This window comes from Streptomyces sp. NPDC006739 (assembly GCF_042869815.1).
In the GTDB taxonomy this organism is placed as follows: domain Bacteria; phylum Actinomycetota; class Actinomycetes; order Streptomycetales; family Streptomycetaceae; genus Streptomyces.
Map to the genome: position 1 here is coordinate 98,576 of NZ_JBIAGM010000005.1, position 18,354 is coordinate 116,929.

The 18,354-nt window shown below is 70.9% G+C and carries 17 protein-coding genes; 9 read left to right on the forward strand and 8 right to left on the reverse strand.

The genetic code is table 11. The features are described from left to right. Positions 1-12: 12 nt before the first annotated feature. From ACFYMM_RS12855 to ACFYMM_RS12865, 3 genes are read right to left on the reverse strand one after another with little or no spacing between them, the layout of a single operon-like run. A complete protein-coding gene (locus tag ACFYMM_RS12855; protein WP_388385891.1) occupies positions 13-1,965 on the reverse strand; it encodes a substrate-binding domain-containing protein in 1,953 nt (650 codons plus the stop codon). Beyond that, positions 1,955-3,484 carry a sugar ABC transporter ATP-binding protein gene (locus ACFYMM_RS12860; protein ID WP_388385892.1) on the reverse strand — a complete coding sequence of 510 codons (1,530 nt, stop codon included), beginning with the start codon at positions 3,482-3,484 and terminating at the stop codon, positions 1,955-1,957. The genes ACFYMM_RS12855 and ACFYMM_RS12860 overlap by 11 nt, the downstream gene beginning before the upstream one ends. Further along, on the reverse strand, positions 3,481-4,497 hold the full coding sequence (locus ACFYMM_RS12865) for a LacI family DNA-binding transcriptional regulator (protein WP_388385893.1): 1,017 nt from the start codon (positions 4,495-4,497) through the stop codon (positions 3,481-3,483). The genes ACFYMM_RS12860 and ACFYMM_RS12865 overlap by 4 nt, the downstream gene beginning before the upstream one ends. A 300-nt stretch (positions 4,498-4,797) precedes the next feature. On the opposite strand from ACFYMM_RS12865, the gene ACFYMM_RS12870 reads away from it, so the two are divergent. The 3 genes from ACFYMM_RS12870 to ACFYMM_RS12880 are packed head-to-tail and all read left to right on the forward strand — an operon-like array spanning position 4,798 to position 6,916. Continuing rightward, positions 4,798-5,160: a MarR family winged helix-turn-helix transcriptional regulator gene (locus ACFYMM_RS12870; protein ID WP_388386222.1), complete on the forward strand. Its 363-nt coding sequence runs from the start codon at positions 4,798-4,800 to the stop codon at positions 5,158-5,160. Next, a complete protein-coding gene (locus ACFYMM_RS12875) occupies positions 5,157-6,590 on the forward strand; it encodes an MFS transporter (protein WP_388385894.1) in 1,434 nt (477 codons plus the stop codon). Before ACFYMM_RS12870 ends, ACFYMM_RS12875 begins: the two co-directional genes overlap by 4 nt. 32 nt (positions 6,591-6,622) lie before the next feature. Continuing rightward, a complete protein-coding gene (locus ACFYMM_RS12880) occupies positions 6,623-6,916 on the forward strand; it encodes a DUF1330 domain-containing protein (RefSeq protein WP_388385895.1) in 294 nt (97 codons plus the stop codon). 34 nt (positions 6,917-6,950) lie between these two features. Here ACFYMM_RS12880 and ACFYMM_RS12885 read toward each other — a convergent pair whose 3' ends face one another. Further along, positions 6,951-7,370 carry an ATP-binding protein gene (locus ACFYMM_RS12885; RefSeq protein WP_388385897.1) on the reverse strand — a complete coding sequence of 140 codons (420 nt, stop codon included), beginning with the start codon at positions 7,368-7,370 and terminating at the stop codon, positions 6,951-6,953. A 174-nt stretch (positions 7,371-7,544) separates the two neighbouring features. Here ACFYMM_RS12885 and ACFYMM_RS12890 point away from each other — a divergent pair, with 174 nt between their 5' ends. The 5 genes from ACFYMM_RS12890 (at position 7,545) to ACFYMM_RS12910 (ending at position 12,571) form a co-directional block, all read left to right on the forward strand. Further along, positions 7,545-8,381, forward strand: coding sequence for a helix-turn-helix domain-containing protein (locus tag ACFYMM_RS12890; protein WP_388385898.1), 837 nt, complete (start codon positions 7,545-7,547; stop codon positions 8,379-8,381). A 7-nt stretch (positions 8,382-8,388) separates the two neighbouring features. Further along, positions 8,389-8,571: a DUF397 domain-containing protein gene (locus ACFYMM_RS12895; protein WP_388385899.1), complete on the forward strand. Its 183-nt coding sequence runs from the start codon at positions 8,389-8,391 to the stop codon at positions 8,569-8,571. Continuing rightward, positions 8,568-8,762 carry a DUF397 domain-containing protein gene (locus ACFYMM_RS12900; protein WP_388385900.1) on the forward strand — a complete coding sequence of 65 codons (195 nt, stop codon included), beginning with the start codon at positions 8,568-8,570 and terminating at the stop codon, positions 8,760-8,762. Before ACFYMM_RS12895 ends, ACFYMM_RS12900 begins: the two co-directional genes overlap by 4 nt. 41 nt (positions 8,763-8,803) lie before the next feature. Beyond that, entirely contained in the window at positions 8,804-11,056 is a 2,253-nt protein-coding gene (locus tag ACFYMM_RS12905) for an ATP-dependent RecD-like DNA helicase (RefSeq protein WP_388385901.1), read from the forward strand. A 225-nt stretch (positions 11,057-11,281) separates the two neighbouring features. Further along, positions 11,282-12,571 carry a citrate synthase gene (locus tag ACFYMM_RS12910; RefSeq protein ID WP_388385902.1) on the forward strand — a complete coding sequence of 430 codons (1,290 nt, stop codon included), beginning with the start codon at positions 11,282-11,284 and terminating at the stop codon, positions 12,569-12,571. A 594-nt stretch (positions 12,572-13,165) separates the two neighbouring features. On the opposite strand, the gene ACFYMM_RS12915 is transcribed toward ACFYMM_RS12910, so the two are convergent. From ACFYMM_RS12915 to ACFYMM_RS12925, 3 genes are all read right to left on the reverse strand, one after another. Continuing rightward, entirely contained in the window at positions 13,166-15,457 is a 2,292-nt protein-coding gene (locus ACFYMM_RS12915; RefSeq protein WP_388385903.1) for a heavy metal translocating P-type ATPase, read from the reverse strand. Positions 15,458-15,561: 104 nt separating this feature from the next. After that, positions 15,562-15,801, reverse strand: coding sequence for a heavy-metal-associated domain-containing protein (locus ACFYMM_RS12920; RefSeq protein ID WP_388385905.1), 240 nt, complete (start codon positions 15,799-15,801; stop codon positions 15,562-15,564). Between the two features lie 73 nt (positions 15,802-15,874). Further along, positions 15,875-16,825 carry a PrsW family glutamic-type intramembrane protease gene (locus tag ACFYMM_RS12925; RefSeq protein ID WP_388385906.1) on the reverse strand — a complete coding sequence of 317 codons (951 nt, stop codon included), beginning with the start codon at positions 16,823-16,825 and terminating at the stop codon, positions 15,875-15,877. A 229-nt stretch (positions 16,826-17,054) separates the two neighbouring features. Between ACFYMM_RS12925 and ACFYMM_RS12930 the strand changes: the two genes are divergently transcribed. Then, the gene (locus ACFYMM_RS12930) at positions 17,055-18,098 is read left to right on the forward strand and encodes a zinc-dependent alcohol dehydrogenase family protein (RefSeq protein ID WP_388385907.1); all 1,044 of its coding nucleotides are present in this window, start codon (positions 17,055-17,057) and stop codon (positions 18,096-18,098) included. A gap of 35 nt (positions 18,099-18,133) precedes the next feature. Here ACFYMM_RS12930 and ACFYMM_RS12935 read toward each other — a convergent pair whose 3' ends face one another. Next, the gene (locus tag ACFYMM_RS12935; RefSeq protein ID WP_388385908.1) at positions 18,134-18,337 is read right to left on the reverse strand and encodes a helix-turn-helix transcriptional regulator; all 204 of its coding nucleotides are present in this window, start codon (positions 18,335-18,337) and stop codon (positions 18,134-18,136) included. Between the last annotated feature and the right edge of the window lie 17 nt (positions 18,338-18,354).

The following is an 18,354-nucleotide window of genomic DNA, read 5'->3' on the forward strand; positions in this document are numbered from 1 at the left end:
ATCCGACTCCCGTCAGCCGCTGAAACCGTTGACGTTCCGCTGGGTGACGACCTTCACCGGCACCTTCAGCGTCGCCGCGATCTTCTTGCCCTGGACGGCCCGCAGCGCGTTGTCCACCGCGATCCGGCCCAGCTGCGAGGGCTGCTGCGCCACGGACGCGTACAGCGTGCCGTTCTTCACCGCCGTCAGACCGTCCGGGGTGCCGTCGAAGCCGACGACCTGGACCGACCGGCCGGCCTTGGCGCCCAGCGCCTTGATCGCGCCGAGGGCCATCTCGTCGTTGGCGGCGATGACCCCCTGGACGTCGGGGTGCGCCTGGAGCAGGTTCGACATCACGTCGAGGCCCTTGGTGCGGTCGAAGTCGGCGGGCTGCTGGGCCAGCACCTGGATGCCGGGGTAGGCCTTCAGACCCTTGGCGAAACCTTCCGCCCGCTCCCGGGCGGCGGAGGTGCCCGCCTGTCCCTGAAGGATCACGATCTTCCCCTTCCCGCCCAGCTTCTCGCCGATCGTCCGCGCGGCCAGCTCACCGCCCGCGATGTTGTCGGAGGCCACCAGGGCGTCCACCGCGGCCTTGTTGACGCCCCGGTCGACCGCGATGACGGGGATCTTGGCGTTGTCGGCCGCCTTGACCGAGTTGCCCGCCGCGTCCGAGTCCACCGGGTTGACGATGATCGCGCCGAGGTTCGAACTGGTGAAGTTCTGCAGCTGGTTGGCCTGCTGGGAGGCGTCGTTCTGGGCGTCCGTGACGGTCAGGTCCACGCCCAGCCTCTTCGCCTCGGCCTGGGCACCGGCCCGGATCTGCACGAAGAAGGGGTTGTTGAGGGTGGACAGCGACAGACCCATCCTGGGCCCGGAGGCGGACGACGAGCCGCCGTGCAGGAAGGAGGTGGCGCCCACGACCGCCACGGTGACCACCGCCGCGAGGGCGTACGTCCCCGCCTGCCTCCCCCGGTTGCCGCCGCCGGTGCCCGCGGCCACCGGGGTCGCCCCCGCCTTGCGCCGCAGCGTGTCCAGCAGCACCGCCAGCGCGATGACGACACCGATCACGACCTGCTGCCAGAACGCGGAGACGGACAGCAGGTTCAGGCCGTTGCGCAGCACGGCGAGGATCAGCGCGCCGATCAGCGTGCCGGACGCCTTGCCGGTGCCGCCGGCGAGCGAGGCACCGCCGATGACGACCGCGGCGATCGCGTCCAGCTCGTAGCCGTCGGCGGCCTGCGGCTGCGCGGAGGACAGACGGGAGGCGAGCACGATGCCCGCGGCGGCCGCGAACACACCGGACAGCGCGTAGATGGCGAGCTTCTGCCGCTTCACCCGCAGGCCCGACAGCCGTGCGGCCTCCTCGTTGCCGCCGATGGCGTACATGGAGCGGCCGATGTACGTCCGCCCGAGCACGAAGGCCGCGAGGAGCCCCATGACGACCATGACCAGCACGGGCACCGGCAGCCAGCCGCCCAGCGTGTCACCGAGGTGGGAGACCGAGCCGGGGAAGGCGATCGGGGAGCCCTGCGAGATGACGAGGGCCAGGCCCCGGCCCACCGACAGCATGGCGAGCGTCGCGATGAACGGCGGCAGCTTGCCGTAAGCGATCAGGAAGCCGTTGACCAGGCCCGCCGCGACACCCGTGGCGACGGCCAGGACCACGGCCACCGCCACCGGCACGCCGTGCTGTGTGGCGCTCCACGCGAGCACGGTCGCGGACAGCGCGGCCACCGAGCCGACCGACAGGTCGATGCCCGCCGAGACGATCACGAAGGTGACGCCGAAGGCGAGGATGGCGGTCACGGCGGCCTGGACGCCGATGTTGAGCAGGTTGTCGGTGGTCAGGAAGTCCCCGGACAGCGCGGAGAGCGCGACGACGAGGACGATGAGCGCGGTGAGCGCCCCGTTGTCGAGCAGGAGGCGGCGCAGACCGCCCGGGGCGTCACTCGCGCCCGTCGTGCTCTTGAGCGTGTCAGTGGCCACGGCTGGCCTCCGTTCCGGTCTTCTCGTTCGTGGGGTCGCTGACGGCGAGGGACATGACGGCGTCCTGGGTGGCCTCGCCGGCCGCGAGTTCGCCGGCGATCCGGCCCTGTGCCATCACCAGCACGCGGTCGCTCATCCCGAGGACCTCGGGCAGGTCGCTGGAGATCATCAGGACGGCGGCCCCGGCGGCCGTCAGCTCGTTGACGAGCTGGTAGATCTCGACCTTGGCGCCGACGTCGATACCGCGCGTGGGCTCGTCCAGGATCAGCACCCGGGTGTCGGCCAGCAGCCACTTGCCGATGACGACCTTCTGCTGGTTGCCGCCCGACAGGGTGCGCACCTGCTGGCCGAGGCCCGCCATCCGCACCCCGAGCTGCCCGGCGATCCGCTCGGCCGCCGTGTGCTGCGCCCTGAGGTCGACCAGCCCGCCCCGGGTCGCGGACCGCATGGTGACCAGCCCGAGGTTCTCCTCGACCGACTGGTCCAGCACCAGCCCCTGGCCCTTGCGGTCCTCGGGCACCAGCCCGATCCCGGCGGCCATGGCGGCGCCCACGTCATGGCGGCGCAGCGCGGTGCCGGCGACCTTCACCGCGCCCCTGTCATAGGGGTCCGCGCCGAACACGGCCCGGACCACCTCGGTACGGCCGGCGCCGACCAGCCCGGCGATGCCGACGACCTCACCGGCGTGCACCTCGAAGCTCACGTCGTGGAAGACGCCGTCGCGGGTCAGCCCCTCGACGCTGAGCAGCGCGGCACCCTTCTCGGGCCGCTCACGCGGGTACTGCTGTTCGATCGAGCGGCCCACCATGAGCCGGACGAGTTCGTCCTCGGGGGTGGAGGCGGGGACCTGTCCGACGGACCTGCCGTCCCGGATGACCGTGACCCGGTCGCCCAGGGCGGCGATCTCCTCCAGGTGGTGGGTGATGAAGACGATCCCGACGCCGTCCGCGCGCAGCCGGCGCACGATCGAGAAGAGCTTGTCCACTTCCTCGGAGGTGAGCACGGCGGTCGGCTCGTCCATGATCAGCACCCGGGCGTCCAGGCTGAGCGCCTTGGCGATCTCGACCATCTGGAGCCGCGCGATACCGAGTTCACGCACCCGCGCGCGGGGCGACACGTTCACGCCCACGCGCGCGAGGAGCACCTCGGCGTCGGCCTCCATCCGCTTGCGGTCGATCATCCCCAGCCGGCGCGGCTGCCGCCCCAGGAAGATGTTCTCGGCGACCGTGAGATCGGGGACGAGGTTGAACTCCTGGTAGATGGTGGCGATCTGGAGGCGCTGCGAGTCCTGCGCACCATGGATGCGCACCTCCTCGCCGCCGACCAGGATCCGCCCGGCGTCGGGGGTGTAGGCGCCGGACAGCATCTTGATGAGCGTGCTCTTGCCCGCGCCGTTCTCGCCGAGCAGCACGTGCACCTCGCCCCGGCGCAGATCGAAGTCGACGCCGTCGAGCGCGACCACGCCGGGGAAGGTCTTCCGTATGCCCTCGATGCGCAGCAACTCGTCCGCGTTGCTCACGACTGGCTCCTGTTCGTTGCGGGGGACTCGCCGCACGAGCGGCGTACGACGAGACGGGCGGGCAGGGTGACGGACTCGGGGGTCCGCCCCTCGATGCGGTCGACGAGCGCGCGCACGGCGGCGCGCCCCAGCTCGCCCGTCGGCTGGGCGATCGCGGTGACCGGCGGATCGGTGTGCACGAACCACGGGATGTCGTCGAAGGCGGCGAGCGCGATGTCCTCGGGGACGCGCAGCCCACGCGCGCGCACGGCGTCCAGCGCGCCGAGCGCCATCAGGTTGTCGGCCGCGAACACCACCTCGGGCGGCTCGGGCAGATCGAGGAAGCCCTCGGTGACGCGGCGCCCGCTCTCGGCCTGGAAGTCGCCCTGGCCCGTGTAGGCGTCGGGGAGCCCGAGACCGTACTCGGCGAGCGCCTCCCGGAAGACCTCGACCCGTTCCCGGCCGGTCGTGGTGGCGGCGGGCCCCGCGATGATGGCGAGCCGCCGGTGCCCGAGCCCGTGCAGATGCGCCACGAGGTCACGGACGGCGGCCCGTCCGTCGGCCCGCACCACCGGCACGTCGAGGCCCGGGATCCACCGGTCGACGAACACCATCGGCGTCCCGCCGCGCGCCGCCTCCAGCATCAGGGGGGAGCCGCCGTCGGTGGGGGAGACCAGCAGCCCGTCGATCCGCCGGTCGAGCAGCGTCCGCACGTGGTGGTCCTGCAGCTCCGGCCGTTCGTCGGCGTTGCCGATGATCACGCTGTAGCCGAGCGCGCGGGCCGCCTCCTCCACGGAGCGCGCCAGCTCGGTGAAGTAGGGGTTCATCACGTCGCTGATGACCAGGCCGAGGGTGTGGGTCTGGTCGGTGCGCAGGGAGCGGGCGACGGCGTTCGGGCGGTAGCCCAGCGTCCCGACGGCGGCCAGCACGCGCGCCCGGGCGTCGGCGCTGACCGAGGGGTGCTCGTTCAGTACCCGGGACACCGTGGCGACGGAGACGCCCGCTTCGGCAGCGACGTCCTTGATGCTCGCCATCGCCGGCCCACCTCCTCGACATGCGTGGAATCGATTACACGACCGTGTGCACAGGGATTGGAATCGATTACACGGCACTTGAGCAAGCCCTCAACGACTGGCCGAAACCGGATCGTGATGAAGCGCGCTCAGGTGAGCGCGGCGGGCATCCGCGAAGCAACCCATTTCCATAAGCTATGAATATAAAAATGCTATGCTTCGACCATGAGTCGTCAAGACACCGCTCCTGGCGCGTCCGCCGCCATCGGGGCAGCCCTCTACGGCCTGGCCACCAGGGCCGCCAGACGCCTGCCCCGGGACATGAGCCTGACGTCCGCCGCCACCCTGGCCACCCTGGACCGGACCGGCCCGCGGCGCATCACCGATCTGGCCGCGGTCGAGGGCGTCACCCAGCCCGCGATGACCGCCCTGGTCCGGGTGATGGAGGAGTCCGGCCTGGTCGAGCGGCGGGGTGACGCGTCCGACAAGCGGGTCACGCTGGTGTGCCTGACCGAGGCCGGCGCCTCCTACGTCCGGACGCGGCGCCAGGCGGGCGTCCACGCGTTCGAGCGGTTGATCGGCGAGCTCACCGGCGACGAGGTCGAGGCACTGGTGGCGGCCCTTCCGGCGCTGAAGCATCTGGCAGACCTCGAAAACCAGGACCGCGAAGGGCCGAAGCAGTGACCGGGCAGCCGGTCGGCGGGGGCGCGGTGAAGGCGTTCCCGGTGGCGCGTTCCGAGGCGCGGCTGCTGGTCCCCGCCCTGATGTTCATCGCTCTGGTCGTGGCGGCGGTCGCCAGCCTCGGGACGCCGCTCATCACCAGCGTGGCGACCTCGTTCCACGTCTCGCTCGGCAGCGCGCAGTGGACGCTGACCGGCGCGCTGCTCAGCGGCGCCGTCGCCACGCCGGTCCTGGGCAGGCTCGGAGCCGGACCGCACCGACGGGCCACGATCCTCGCCACGCTGGCGGTAGTCGTCGCCGGCAGCGCGCTCACCGTGCTGCCGCTGCCGTTCGCGTGGCTGCTGGCCGGCAGGGCGGCCCAGGGCGTCGGGCTCGGGCTGACGGCGTTGATGATGGGCGTGGCCCGGGACCACCTCCCCGAGGAGCGCGGCGCGGCCGTGATCGCCCTGATCTCGGTGGTCTCGATCATCGGGGCCGGCGTCGGCTACCCACTGGCCGCACTGCTCGCCGACCTCGGCGGGGTACGGGCCGCCTACGGCCTCGGCCTGGTCGTCACCGTCGCCGCCCTCCTGACCGCGTGGCGCTCCATGCCCGAAGCCCCCGAAGGCCGCGTGGCCCACGTGGACCTGGCAGGCGCGGTCGTCCTGGCCGCCGGGCTGCTCCTGGTGCTGTTCCTCGCCGGCGAGCGGAATCTGTGGAGCCGGCACCTCGCCGTGGCGGCGGGCCTCGCCGTCGTCGCGGTGGTGCTGCTCTGCGTCTGGGCCGTCGTCGAGCTGCGCAGCACGACGCCCCTGGTCGATGTGCGGGCGGTGCGGCACCCGGCGGTCGCCGGGGCGAACCTCGCCATGTTCGTCGGCGGGATCGGCATGTACCTCCTGCTCACGCTCATCACCCGGTACGCGCAGACGCCGCACGGCGCCGGCTACGGCTTCGGGCTGACGACCTTCGTCGCCGGGCTGGTCCTCATCCCGTTCTCGGTGCTCGGGTTCGTCGCCGGCAAGCTCACGCCGCGGGTCCGGACGCGGATCGCCGGCCCCCTGCTCCTGGCCGGCAGCGCCGTCGTGGTCGGCGGCGGGTTCGCCCTGTTCGCGGCGGCCCGGTCGGACCTGGCCGAACTGTTCGCGGCGATGGGCGTGCTCGGCTTCGGCGTCGGCGGCTTCTCGGCCGCGATGCCCGGCGTCATCCTGGCCGTCACCCCCAAGAGCGAGACGTCGAGCGCCATGAGCTTCAACTACGTCGTCCGCAGCGTCGGATACTCCCTGGGCAGCGCCATCGGCGGCCTGATCCTCGCCGCGGGCACCGGCCCCGGCCACCTCTTCCCCGACGACAGCGCCTACACCACCGCGGCGGTGGTCGGCATCGGCGCGATGGCGATCACGACGCTGACAAGCCTCGCTCTCGCCCGCCGACACTCGTCCGGGACCAACCCGTAAGTCACCTGCGCTCATCCCCCACTGGAGGTTCCATGCCCAAGGGCTACTGGGTCAGCGTCTACCGCACCATTTCGGACCCCGAGAAGCTGGCTGCTTACAACAAGCTGGCCCGCCTGGCCGTCGAGGCCGGGGGCGGTCGGACCTTCGTCCGTGGCGGTCGGGTCGTGGCGCATGACGCCGGAATCGCCGAGCGCACCGTCCTGATCGAGTTCGACAGCTTCGAGCAGGCCGTCGCGGCGCACGAGAGCGCGGCCTACCAGGAGGCGCTGGCCGCCCTCTCCGACGGCGTCGAGCGCGACTTCCGCATCGTCGAGGGCATTGACTGACCGAGGTCCAGTCGGATCTTCACCGAAGTCACCGCTACCCCGCCGCGAGTTCGCACCACACGTACTTGCCCCGGTTGCCGAACCTGGCCGACGGCTGCCAGCCCCACAGGTCGGCGCAGGCCCGCACCAGCGCCAGGCCGCGCCCGTCCTCCACCTCGCCGAGCTGGTCGAACGAACCCGGCGGCTCGGGCGGTTCCGGGTCCGCGTCCCAGGCCCCGACCCACAGCACCCCGGCCGACCAGCGCACCCGCAGCGCGGCGGGACCTTTCGTGTGCCGTACGGCGTTGGAGACCAGCTCCGTCGCGAGCAGCTCCGCTGTGTCGACGAGCCCGATCAGCCCGTGCATCGTGAGGATGAGGCGGAGGGTGCGGCGGCTCACGGTGACGGCGCGGAGGTCGTTGGGGATGTACAGGGTGTACTCCCAGGGGTCGGCCTTCTCGGCGGATTCGGGCATGCGGCAACTCCGTTCGGGGGGAGGGGATTACACGGGCGGTGGCAGTGCCGCGGGCGTCATGGCAGGACGATGCGGTGCGCTTCCGCTGCGTGTGCGTTGCGTGACTGAAGGTAGGCGTAACATGTAACGGCAAGCAAGTCGATCGTGTAATTCCCCCCGAACGAGGAGCTGTCGATGTCCCAGAGGCGCGAACCAACTGCACGTCAGATGCGCCTGGCGACCGAACTGCGCAGGCTCCGCCAGGCGGCGGGGCTCACCGCCATCGAGGCAGCCGCACTGCTCGGGGTGAATCGCGTCCAGGTGAGCCAGATCGAATCCGGGCTCGTGGGCGTGAGCGGGGAGCGGGTGCGTCGCATCGCGTCCCACTACGCCTGTACGGACGCGGAGTTCGTCGAAGTCCTGGTCGCCATGGCCGCCGACCGGACCCGGGGGTGGTGGGAGGAGTACCGGGGGCTGTTGCCCACGTCGTTCCTGGACCTGGCCGAGTTGGAACATCACGCTCGGTTCCAACACCACGTGGCCATCCTGTACGTGCCGGGTCTGCTGCAGACGGAGGACTACGCCCGTGCCGTCTTCGCGTCAAGGATCCCCGAACTCACCAGTGAGGAGTTGGAGTTGCGTATCCGGCACCGGAAGGAGCGCCAGCAGATCGTTGTCCCGTACAAAGCGGTGATCCATGAGGCGGCGCTTCGGATCAGGGTCGGCGACCGTGCCACTTTGAAGGCCCAACTCGCCCGGCTCCTCGAACTCTCCGAAGCGGATCACATCACCTTGCGTGTCATCCCCTTCGACCTGGACGGCTTTGCTACAGCCTCAAGCGCGATGACGTACGTGGGCGGTCCCTTGCCCAAGCTGGACACAGTGGTGCGGGATGCTCCTCATGGCTCACTTTTTATCGATGCCGAGGCTCAGCTCCATACTTATCGAACGCGCTTCCGTATGGTGGAGGCTGTATCACTGGAACCGGATGAGTCCCGTGGCTTCATCCGCCGGCTGACGAAAGAGCTGTGAGGCACCCATGGACAACTGGCGGAAGTCGTCCTACTCGGGCGAAGGCGACGGCAACGAGTGCGTGGAGATAGCCCACTCAGCCACTCACACAGCCGTCCGCGACTCCAAGGCCCCGGCGCAAGCCACCCTCACCTTCCCCGCCGAAGCGTTCACCGCCTTCATCGCCGCTCTGAAGGATCCTGCCGAGTGACGGCTCCCGAGAACTGGCGGAAGTCGTCCTACTCCGGCGCCGGGGACGGCAACTCCTGCGTGGAGATCGCCGACTCATCGACCCACACCGCCGTCCGCGACACAAAGGCCCCGGCCCACGGAACCCTCACCTTCCCCACCGCCACCTTCAGCACCTTCATCCAAGCCCTGAAGGACACCCCCCGCCGCTGATCCCGCCACCCTCTGTCACACCCGGCCGGTACCGTCGGATCATGTCCAATCAGGCGGGGAACCCCAACGGCGAACGGCAGCTCGCCACGCTCGAAGGCGTGCTCGAACGCATCACGTACGCCAACGAGGAGAACGGCTACACGGTCGCCCGGGTCGACACCGGCAGAGGGGCGGGCGACCTGCTCACGGTCGTGGGGGCGCTGCTCGGGGCCCAGGTGGGGGAGTCCCTGCGCCTGGAGGGGCGCTGGGGCTCGCATCCCCAGTACGGCAAGCAGTTCACCGTGGAGAACTACACGACCGTGCTGCCCGCCACCGTGCAGGGCATCCGCCGGTACCTGGGGTCCGGGCTGGTCAAGGGGATCGGGCCGGTCTTCGCCGACCGGATCACCCAGCACTTCGGGCTGGACACGCTCCGGATCATCGAGGAGGAGCCGAAGCGGCTCATCGAGGTGCCGGGGCTGGGGCCGAAGCGGACGAAGAAGATCGCCGACGCCTGGGAGGAACAGAAGGCGATCAAAGAGGTCATGCTCTTCCTCCAGACCGTCGAGGTGTCGACCTCGATCGCGGTGCGGATCTACAAGAAGTACGGCGACGCGTCGATCGGCGTCGTCAAGAACCAGCCGTACCGGCTGGCCTCGGACGTGTGGGGCATCGGCTTCCTGACCGCCGACAAGATCGCCCAGAGCGTCGGCATCCCGCACGACAGCCCCGACCGGGTGAAGGCCGGCCTGCAGTACGCGCTGTCGCAGTCCGCCGACCAGGGCAACTGCTTCCTGCCCGAGGAGCGGCTGATCGCCGACGCGGTGAAGCTGCTGCAGGTCGACACGGGCCTGGTCATCGAGTGCCTCGCCGAACTCGCGGCGCCCTCCGAGGACGGCGAGGAGCCCGGGGTCGTACGCGAGAAGGTGCCGGGACCGGACGGTGGCGAGCTGGTCACCGCCGTGTACCTGGTGCCGTTCCACCGGGCCGAACTCGCCCTCTCCGGGCAGCTGCTGCGGCTGCTGCGGACCGAGGAGGACCGGATGCCGGGCTTCCGGGACGTGGAGTGGGGGAAGGCGCTGGACTGGCTCAAGGGGCGTACGGGGGCGCGGCTGGCCCCCGAGCAGGAGGCCGCCGTCAAGCTGGCGCTGACCGAGAAGGTCGCCGTCCTCACCGGCGGGCCGGGCTGCGGCAAGTCGTTCACGGTCCGCTCGATCGTGGAGCTGGCCCGGGCGAAGAACGCCACGGTCATGCTGGCCGCCCCGACCGGCCGGGCCGCCAAGCGGCTGGCGGAGCTGACCGGCGCCGAGGCCTCGACGGTGCACCGCCTGCTGGAGCTGAAGCCCGGCGGTGAGGCGGCCTACGACAAGGACCGCCCCCTCGAAGCCGACCTGGTGGTGGTCGACGAGGCCTCCATGCTGGACCTGCTGCTCGCCAACAAGCTGGTCAAGGCGGTGCCGCCGGGGGCCCACCTGCTGTTCGTGGGGGACGTCGACCAGCTGCCCAGCGTCGGCGCGGGCGAGGTGCTGCGGGACCTGCTCGCCGCCGGCGGCCCGATCCCGGCCGTGCGGCTCACCCAGGTGTTCCGTCAGGCGCAGCAGTCCGGTGTGGTCACCAACGCGCACCGGATCAACTCCGGGCAGCATCCGCTCACCGACGGCATGAAGGACTTCTTCCTCTTCGTCGAGGACGACACGGAGGAGGCCGGCCGGCTCACCGTGGACGTCGCCGCCCGCCGTATTCCGGCCAAGTTCGGGCTCGACCCGCGCCGGGACGTCCAGGTCCTCGCGCCCATGCACCGCGGCCCGGCCGGCGCCGGCACCCTCAACGGTCTGCTGCAGCAGGCCATCACGCCCGGCCGGCCCGACCTGGCGGAGAAGCGCTTCGGCGGCCGGGTCTTCCGGGTCGGCGACAAGGTCACCCAGATCCGCAACAATTACGAGAAGGGACAGAACGGTGTCTTCAATGGCACCGTGGGAGTGGTCACCTCGCTCGACCCGGTCGACCAGCGCCTGACGGTGCTGACGGACGAGGACGAGGAGGTGCCGTACGAATTCGACGAACTGGACGAGCTGGCGCACGCGTACGCGGTGACCATCCACCGTTCGCAGGGCAGCGAGTATCCGGCCGTGGTGATCCCGGTCACCACCGGCGCCTGGATGATGCTCCAGCGGAACCTGCTCTACACGGCGGTCACCCGGGCCAAACAGCTGGTCGTCCTCGTCGGTTCACGCAAGGCGATCGGCCAGGCGGTGCGCACGGTGTCGGCGGGACGGCGCTGTACGGCACTGGATTTCAGGCTCGACCGGAGCTGACGTCGGCGAGGCATCACGAAAAATGATCGATCAAACGAGTCGTAAAGGTCACAGAGCACTTCCAGATGCCGGGGCCGAGGGGGCAGGATGAGCAGGTTGGCGGCACTGAGTGCCGCCAATGGGCCCAATGGTCGACCCCGAGTGCACTCACCTGCGCCAAATGGGGGATGGTAGAGACAGTCAGGGCAACCTCGAAGAAGAGGCACAACGTCGGTGAGGGATGACGTGAGCGACAACTCTGTAGTACTGCGGTACGGCGACGGCGAGTACACCTACCCGGTGGTCGACAGCACCGTCGGCGACAAGGGCTTCGACATCGGGAAGCTCCGCGCCCATACCGGGCTGGTGACCCTGGACAGCGGCTACGGCAACACCGCCGCCTACAAATCCGCCATCACCTACCTCGACGGTGAGGCGGGCATCCTCCGCTACCGCGGCTACCCGATCGAGCAGCTGGCCGAGCGCTCCACCTTCCTGGAGGTGGCCTACCTGCTGATCAACGGTGAGCTGCCGACCGTCGACGAGCTCTCCACGTTCAAGAACGAGATCACGCGGCACACCCTGCTGCACGAGGACGTCAAGAACTTCTACAAGGGCTTCCCGCGCGACGCCCACCCGATGGCCATGCTGTCCTCGGTGGTCTCGGCGCTGTCCACGTTCTACCAGGACAGCCACAACCCGTTCGACGAGAAGCAGCGCAATCTCTCCACCATCCGCCTGCTCGCCAAGCTTCCGACGATCGCCGCGTACGCGTACAAGAAGTCGATCGGTCACCCGTTCGTCTACCCGCGCAACGACCTCGGCTACGTCGAGAACTTCCTGCGCATGACGTTCTCGGTCCCGGCGGACGACTACGAGCTGGACCCGGTCGTGGTCTCCGCGCTCGACAAGCTGCTGATCCTGCACGCGGACCACGAGCAGAACTGTTCGACGTCCACGGTCCGGCTGGTCGGCTCGTCGCAGGCGAACATGTTCGCGTCGATCTCGGCCGGCATCTCCGCCCTGTGGGGCCCGCTGCACGGCGGCGCCAACCAGTCCGTCCTGGAGATGCTGGAAGGCATCCAGGAGACGGGCGGCGATGTCGACTCCTTCATCCGCAAGGTGAAGAACAAGGAGGACGGCGTCCGTCTGATGGGCTTCGGCCACCGGGTCTACAAGAACTTCGACCCGCGCGCCAAGATCATCAAGGCGGCGGCGCACGACGTCCTCTCCGCGCTCGGCAAGTCCGACGAGCTGCTGGACATCGCGCTCAAGCTGGAGGAGCACGCGCTCTCCGACGACTACTTCGTCTCGCGCAGCCTCTACCCGAACGTGGACTTCTACACCGGTCTGATCTACCGGGCCATGGGCTTCCCGACCGAGATGTTCACGGTCCTGTTCGCCCTCGGCCGCCTCCCGGGCTGGATCGCCCAGTGGCACGAGATGATCAAGGAGCCGGGGTCCCGCATCGGCCGTCCGCGCCAGATCTACACGGGCGTGGTGGAGCGCGACTTCGTGCCGGTCGAGGAGCGCTGAACCGGGCGGAGAGCGCGCTGAGGCGCTGAGACAAACAGAAGGCGCCCTGAGCCGTCAGTCCCCCCACGGGCCGACGACCAGGGCGCCTTCCCATGTCCCGGTGCGGATTCCCCCCACGGGATCCGGCCGGGCGCTCGGAGAGGACAGCGCCTGAAATCGCTGTCTTGAGCACAACGGGCAGAACCCGACGTGCTCCAGTGATGCGGTGCGATCTGCCGGGACCCGTACCGCTCGGGAGGGCCGCTCAAAGCTCCCCGAAGTACGTGCCCCGGCAACGCATCTCTGAGGAAGTCCCCCAAGACATCCCCAGATGCCAGTCGGCGCCCCCCAAGACGCTTCCTGACATCGTCAACTTAGACCTTCGAACCCCTTCGATGGTTACGTTCGCATCACTGTGATCTGCGTCTCTTGCATATGTCCGTTAGATGCGCAAGAGCCCCGATCATATGATCGGTGTTCAAGCGTAAGGATGATGCGCGAGCCTTGTGAAGAGCTTATGTGAGGCGCGGGCCTGACTCTAGAGGGACTCTTACTTCGATATGACCGAACCGCCGGTAACCCCGTAACCGCAGGTAACCCGCCATTCGGCGGCCCTCAGCGAAAGCGGCGCAGCCTAAGGCTGTTGGTCACCACGAACACCGAGGAGAAGGCCATCGCCGCCCCCGCGATCATCGGGTTGAGCAGTCCGGCGGCGGCCAGCGGCAGCGCGGCCACGTTGTACCCGAAGGCCCACACCAGGTTCCCCTTGATGGTGCCGAGCGTCCGCCGCGACAGCCGGATCGCGTCCGCCGCCACCCGCAGGTCCCCGCGCACCAGCGTCAGATCGCCCGCCTCCATCGCCGCGTCCGTGCCGGTGCCCATGGCCAGGCCCAGATCGGCGGCGGCCAGCGCGGCCGCGTCGTTGACACCGTCGCCCACCATCGCCACGACCCGTCCCTCGCCCTGAAGGCGCCGTACGACGTCCACCTTGTCCTCGGGCAGCACCTCGGCGATCACCTCGTCGATGCCGACGCTCCGCGCGACCGACTCGGCGACCGTCCGGTTGTCCCCGGTCAGCAGCACCGGCGTGAGCCCCAGCGCGCGCAGCTCGCGCACCGCCTCGGCGCTGGTCTCCCTGACCGCGTCGGCGACCGCGAGGACACCGCGCGCCACCCCGTCCCAGCCGGCCACGACGGCCGTACGGCCCTCCTCCTCGGCCTTCTCCAGCGCACGGGCCAGCTCCGGCGGAACCGTCTCGTACAGGCGTCCCACGGCCACCTCCCGGCCGGACACCCGCCCCCGTACGCCACGGCCGGGAACGTTCTCGAAGTGCTCGACCGGCGGCAGCTGTCCGGCCCGCTGCTCCGCGCCCGCCGCGACCGCCCGGGCGACCGGGTGCTCGGAGGCGTGCTCCAGGGCGCCCGCGAGCCGCAGCACCTCGCCCTCGTCGGCGCCCTCGGTGACGTACACCTCCTGGAGGGTCATGCGGCCGGTGGTGACGGTGCCGGTCTTGTCCAGCACGACCGTGTCGACGCGGCGGGTGGACTCCAGCACCTCGGGGCCCTTGATCAGGATGCCGAGCTGCGCGCCGCGCCCGGTGCCGACCATCAGCGCGGTCGGCGTGGCCAGGCCCAGCGCGCACGGGCAGGCGATGATCAGCACGGCGACGGCGGCCGTGAAGGCGGCGGCGGTGTCCCCGGAGACCCCCAGCCAGACGCCGAAGGTGCCGAGCGCGAGCAGGACGACCACCGGCACGAACACGGCGGAGATCCGGTCGGCCAGCCGCTGCACCTCGGCCTTGCCGTTCTGCGCCTCCTCCACCAGGCGGGCGATCCGGGCCAGCCGGGTGTCCGCGCCGACCCGGGTGGCCTCGACGACCAGCCGGCCCCCGGCGTTGACCGTCGCACCCGTCACCGCCGAGCCCGGGCCCACGTCCACCGGCACCGACTCGCCGGTCAGCAGGGCCGCGTCGACCGCGGAGACGCCCTCGACCACCGTGCCGTCGGTGGCGATCTTCTCACCGGGCCGTACGACGAACCGGTCGCCGACGGTCAGCGAGGCCACCGGGACCCGCACCTCGCGGCCCTGGCGCAGCACGGCGACGTCCTTGGCGCCCAGCTCCATCAGCGCCTTCAGGGCCGCGCCCGCGCGCCGCTTGGAGCGGGCCTCCAGGAAGCGGCCGAGCAGGATCAGGGCGACGACCCCGGCCGCCACCTCCAGGTAGATCGTGGAGGCGCCGTCCATGCGGGAGACGGTGAACCGGAACTCGTCGTGCAGGCCCGGCGCGCCCGCGTCGCCGAAGAACAACGCCCACAGCGACCAGCCGAACGCGGCCAGGGTGCCGACCGAGACCAGGGTGTCCATGGTCGCCGCGCCGTGCCGGGCGTTGGTCCAGGCGGCCCGGTGGAAGGGCCACCCGCCCCAGACGACGGCCGGCGAGGCGAGGGTGAGCGAGAGCCACTGCCAGTTTTCGAACTGGAGTGCGGGAATCATGGAGAGCAGGACCACCGGCAGGGCGAGGGCGGCGGAGACGGTGAACCGCTGCCGCAGGGCGGCGAGTCCGGGATCCTGACCGGCTTCCGGCCCGGTTCCCGCCGAGGTCTCGTCCGCGGACGGCCGGGGCCGCGGCGGCGGGGGCTCCTCGGCCGTGTAGCCCGTCCTGACCACGGTGGCGATCAGGTCGGCGACCCCGACCCCGTCGCCGTACGTCACCTTCGCCTTCTCGGTGGCGTAGTTCACCGTGGCGGTGACGCCGTCCATGCGGTTGAGCTTCTTCTCGACGCGGGCGGCGCAGGAGGCGCAGGTCATTCCGCCGATCAGCAGCTCCACCTGGGAGGCCGGCCGCGCGGCCGGGTCCGAGGTGGTGCCTATCGCTGTCCCGGCGGTGCCGGTCGTGGTGCTGGTCATGTCCGGACTCCAGACGACGGACCGGACCGCACGGATCCAGTATCAGCTGGTCGGTACGGCCCGGTCGGGGAATGCGTTCAGATGGACGTGCGGGGGCTTCGGGTTCAGGCCTGGCCGGTCAGCTCGAAGCCGGCCTCGTCGACGGCGGCGCGGACGGCCTCCTCGTCGAGCGGGGCGGCGGAGACGACGGTGACCTCACCGGTCGAGGCGACGGCCTTCACCGAGCCGACCCCGGGGATCTCGGAGATCTCTGCGGAGACGGAACCCTCGCAGTGTCCGCAGCTCATCCCGCTCACCTGGTAGACGGTGGTGACGGAGCCCGGTGTGTCGGTCTGGGCGGTCATGTCGTTCTCCTCGTCGGGACGTGTGGGGCCGATGGGGTCCGAGGTGGGTCCCCAGGTTCTCCACACTATACCCCTAGGGGGTATTTCTCCAAGCGGCGTCCGGGCGCGTCAGGGAGAGCACCCAGACGACGCCGACGATGCCCACGAGCATCAGCTGGCCGACCGAGAACAGGGTGAAGAGGTGCTCCTGCACCTGGGCGGGCCGGGGGATGTACCCCTGCGCGAACAGCCGCGGGTCCAGTCCGTTCCCGGCCAGCCGGGCCACCAGCCAGATCGCGAGGCCGTGCGTGGAGTCCCACAGGGCGTGCAGGAGGCAGACGCCGAGATACGTGCCGATCAGCGGGCCGGCCGGCCGGAAGCGCCCGCTCGGGCGGCGGAAGGAGAGCAGCACGCCCCCGGCGATCGCCGTCCACAGGCCGGGCCCCACCGGGGCGAGCACACCGCGCAGGATCTCCGTCTCGATCAGCGTCCGCAGGTCGATGCCGTCGGTGGAGACGGCCGCGTGCAGGGCGTATCCGCAGGTTTCCAGCGCCCCGAAGCCGAGACCGACGGCCCCGCCGAGGACGAGCCCGGCGCGCGTCCCGCGGATCCCGGGCTGCCGGCGCAGGACGAACACCAGCGCGCCGAGCTTGACCGCCTCCTCGGCCAGCCCGGTGCCGAGGAACAGCCACGGGGACGGGCTCACCAGGGGATAGCGGGTCACCGAGGCGCCCAGCAGACCGAGCGCGCCGCCGGCCAGGAAGCAGCCGAGGACCGCGCTGACGCCGAGGCCGCGGCCGTGCCGCTCGTAGGCCCACAGGACGAAGGCGACGGGCGTCAGGAAGGCGCCGAGCAGGACGAGGGTGGGCAGCGGCGTGGTGTCCCGGGTCGCGTACGTCACCGCCGCGGCCAGCGCCCACAGGGCGAACCCGCCTCCCAGGCACCGCTTCCACAGACCGGCCCGGATGTGCGGGTACGGCGGCGGAGGCTGCTTCGGGCCGGGGATGCGGGCGTGCGGTCTGCCGGGCGGCGGAGAGTGGGTCACGGGCGGATTCCCTCGGGCGGCTGCAAAGGAAACTCGGGACGGTTCACGGGCGGGCGCGGCGAAGCGGGACCCAGGGAGTACGGCGATTCGCTGGGCTTCATCACGATTAACGGCACTTTAGGCCGATGCATCGGCTCGCGCAGTCCGGTGGGGACGCATGGTCGCGCGCGGGGGCCCTCTGCCTGCACAGTTGGGCCGGAGGCGACTGCGGAAGGGTGAGGCGAAGCGCATGAGAGCGGTGGTGTTCGAGGAGTTCGGCAAGCCGGCCGGGGTACGCCAGGTACCGGATCCGGAACCGGCGGAGCACGGCGTGGTGGTCCGGGTGGCGGCCACCGGGCTGTGCCGCAGTGACTGGCACGGCTGGATGGGCCACGACCCGGACATCACGCTGCCGCACGTGCCCGGTCACGAACTCGCCGGTGTCGTGGAGTCGGCCGGCGCCCAGGTGCGCGGCTGGCGGCCCGGCGACCGGGTGACCGTGCCCTTCGTCTGCGCCTGCGGCGGCTGTCCGTCCTGCGCGGCGGGCGACCAGCAGGTGTGCGAGCGGCAGACCCAGCCCGGTTTCCACCACTGGGGGTCCTTCGCCGAGTACGTGGCGCTCGACCACGCCGACGTGAACCTGGTCGCGGTGGAGGAGGAGATGTCCTTCGCCACCGCCGCCTCCCTCGGCTGCCGCTTCGCCACGGCGTTCCGCGCGGTGGTGCAGCGCGGCCGGGTGGCGGCGGGGGAGTGGGTCGCGGTGCACGGCTGCGGCGGTGTCGGACTGTCGGCGGTGATGATCGCGGCGGCCTGCGGGGCGCGGGTGGTCGCCGTCGACGTGTCGCCCGAGGCGCTGGAGCTGGCGCGGAGGTTCGGCGCGGCGCGGTGCGTGGACCCGCGCCGCACCCCGGACACGGCGGCCGCCGTCCGCGACCTGACCTCCGGCGGCGCCCACCTCTCCCTGGACGCCCTGGGTTCTCCCGTCACCTGCGCGGCCTCGGTCGGCTCGCTGCGCCGGCGCGGCCGTCACGTCCAGGTCGGCCTGCTGCCCTCCCCGGACGGCACCACCCCCGTACCGCTGGCCCGTGCCATAGCGCTGGAACTGGAACTCCTCGGCAGCCACGGCATGGCCGCGCACGCCTACCCCGGCATGCTCGACCTGGTCCGCTCCGGCGTCCTGCGCCCCGACCTCCTGGTGACCTCGACGATCTCCCTGGACGCGGTACCGGCGGCACTGGCGGCCATGGGCACCGCGCCCGGAGCGGGAGTGACGGTCGTCGATCCCTGGGGGTGAGGCGGGGGAGGCCGGGCCGGTGCGGGGGCGGCCGCTCAGTCCTCCCTGATCCGGCCGCGGTTGCCCGGCCGGGAGGCCACCCAGGCGCGGACGGTGTCGGGGTACCAGTAGGGCTTGCCGCCCTCGACGTGGTCGGGCGGCGGCAGCAGGCCGTGCTTGCGGTACGAACGCACGGTGTCCGGCTGCACCTTGATGTGCGCCGCGATCTCTTTGTAGGACCAGAGCAGTCGGTCGGTCATGAGCCGCACCTCCCTGC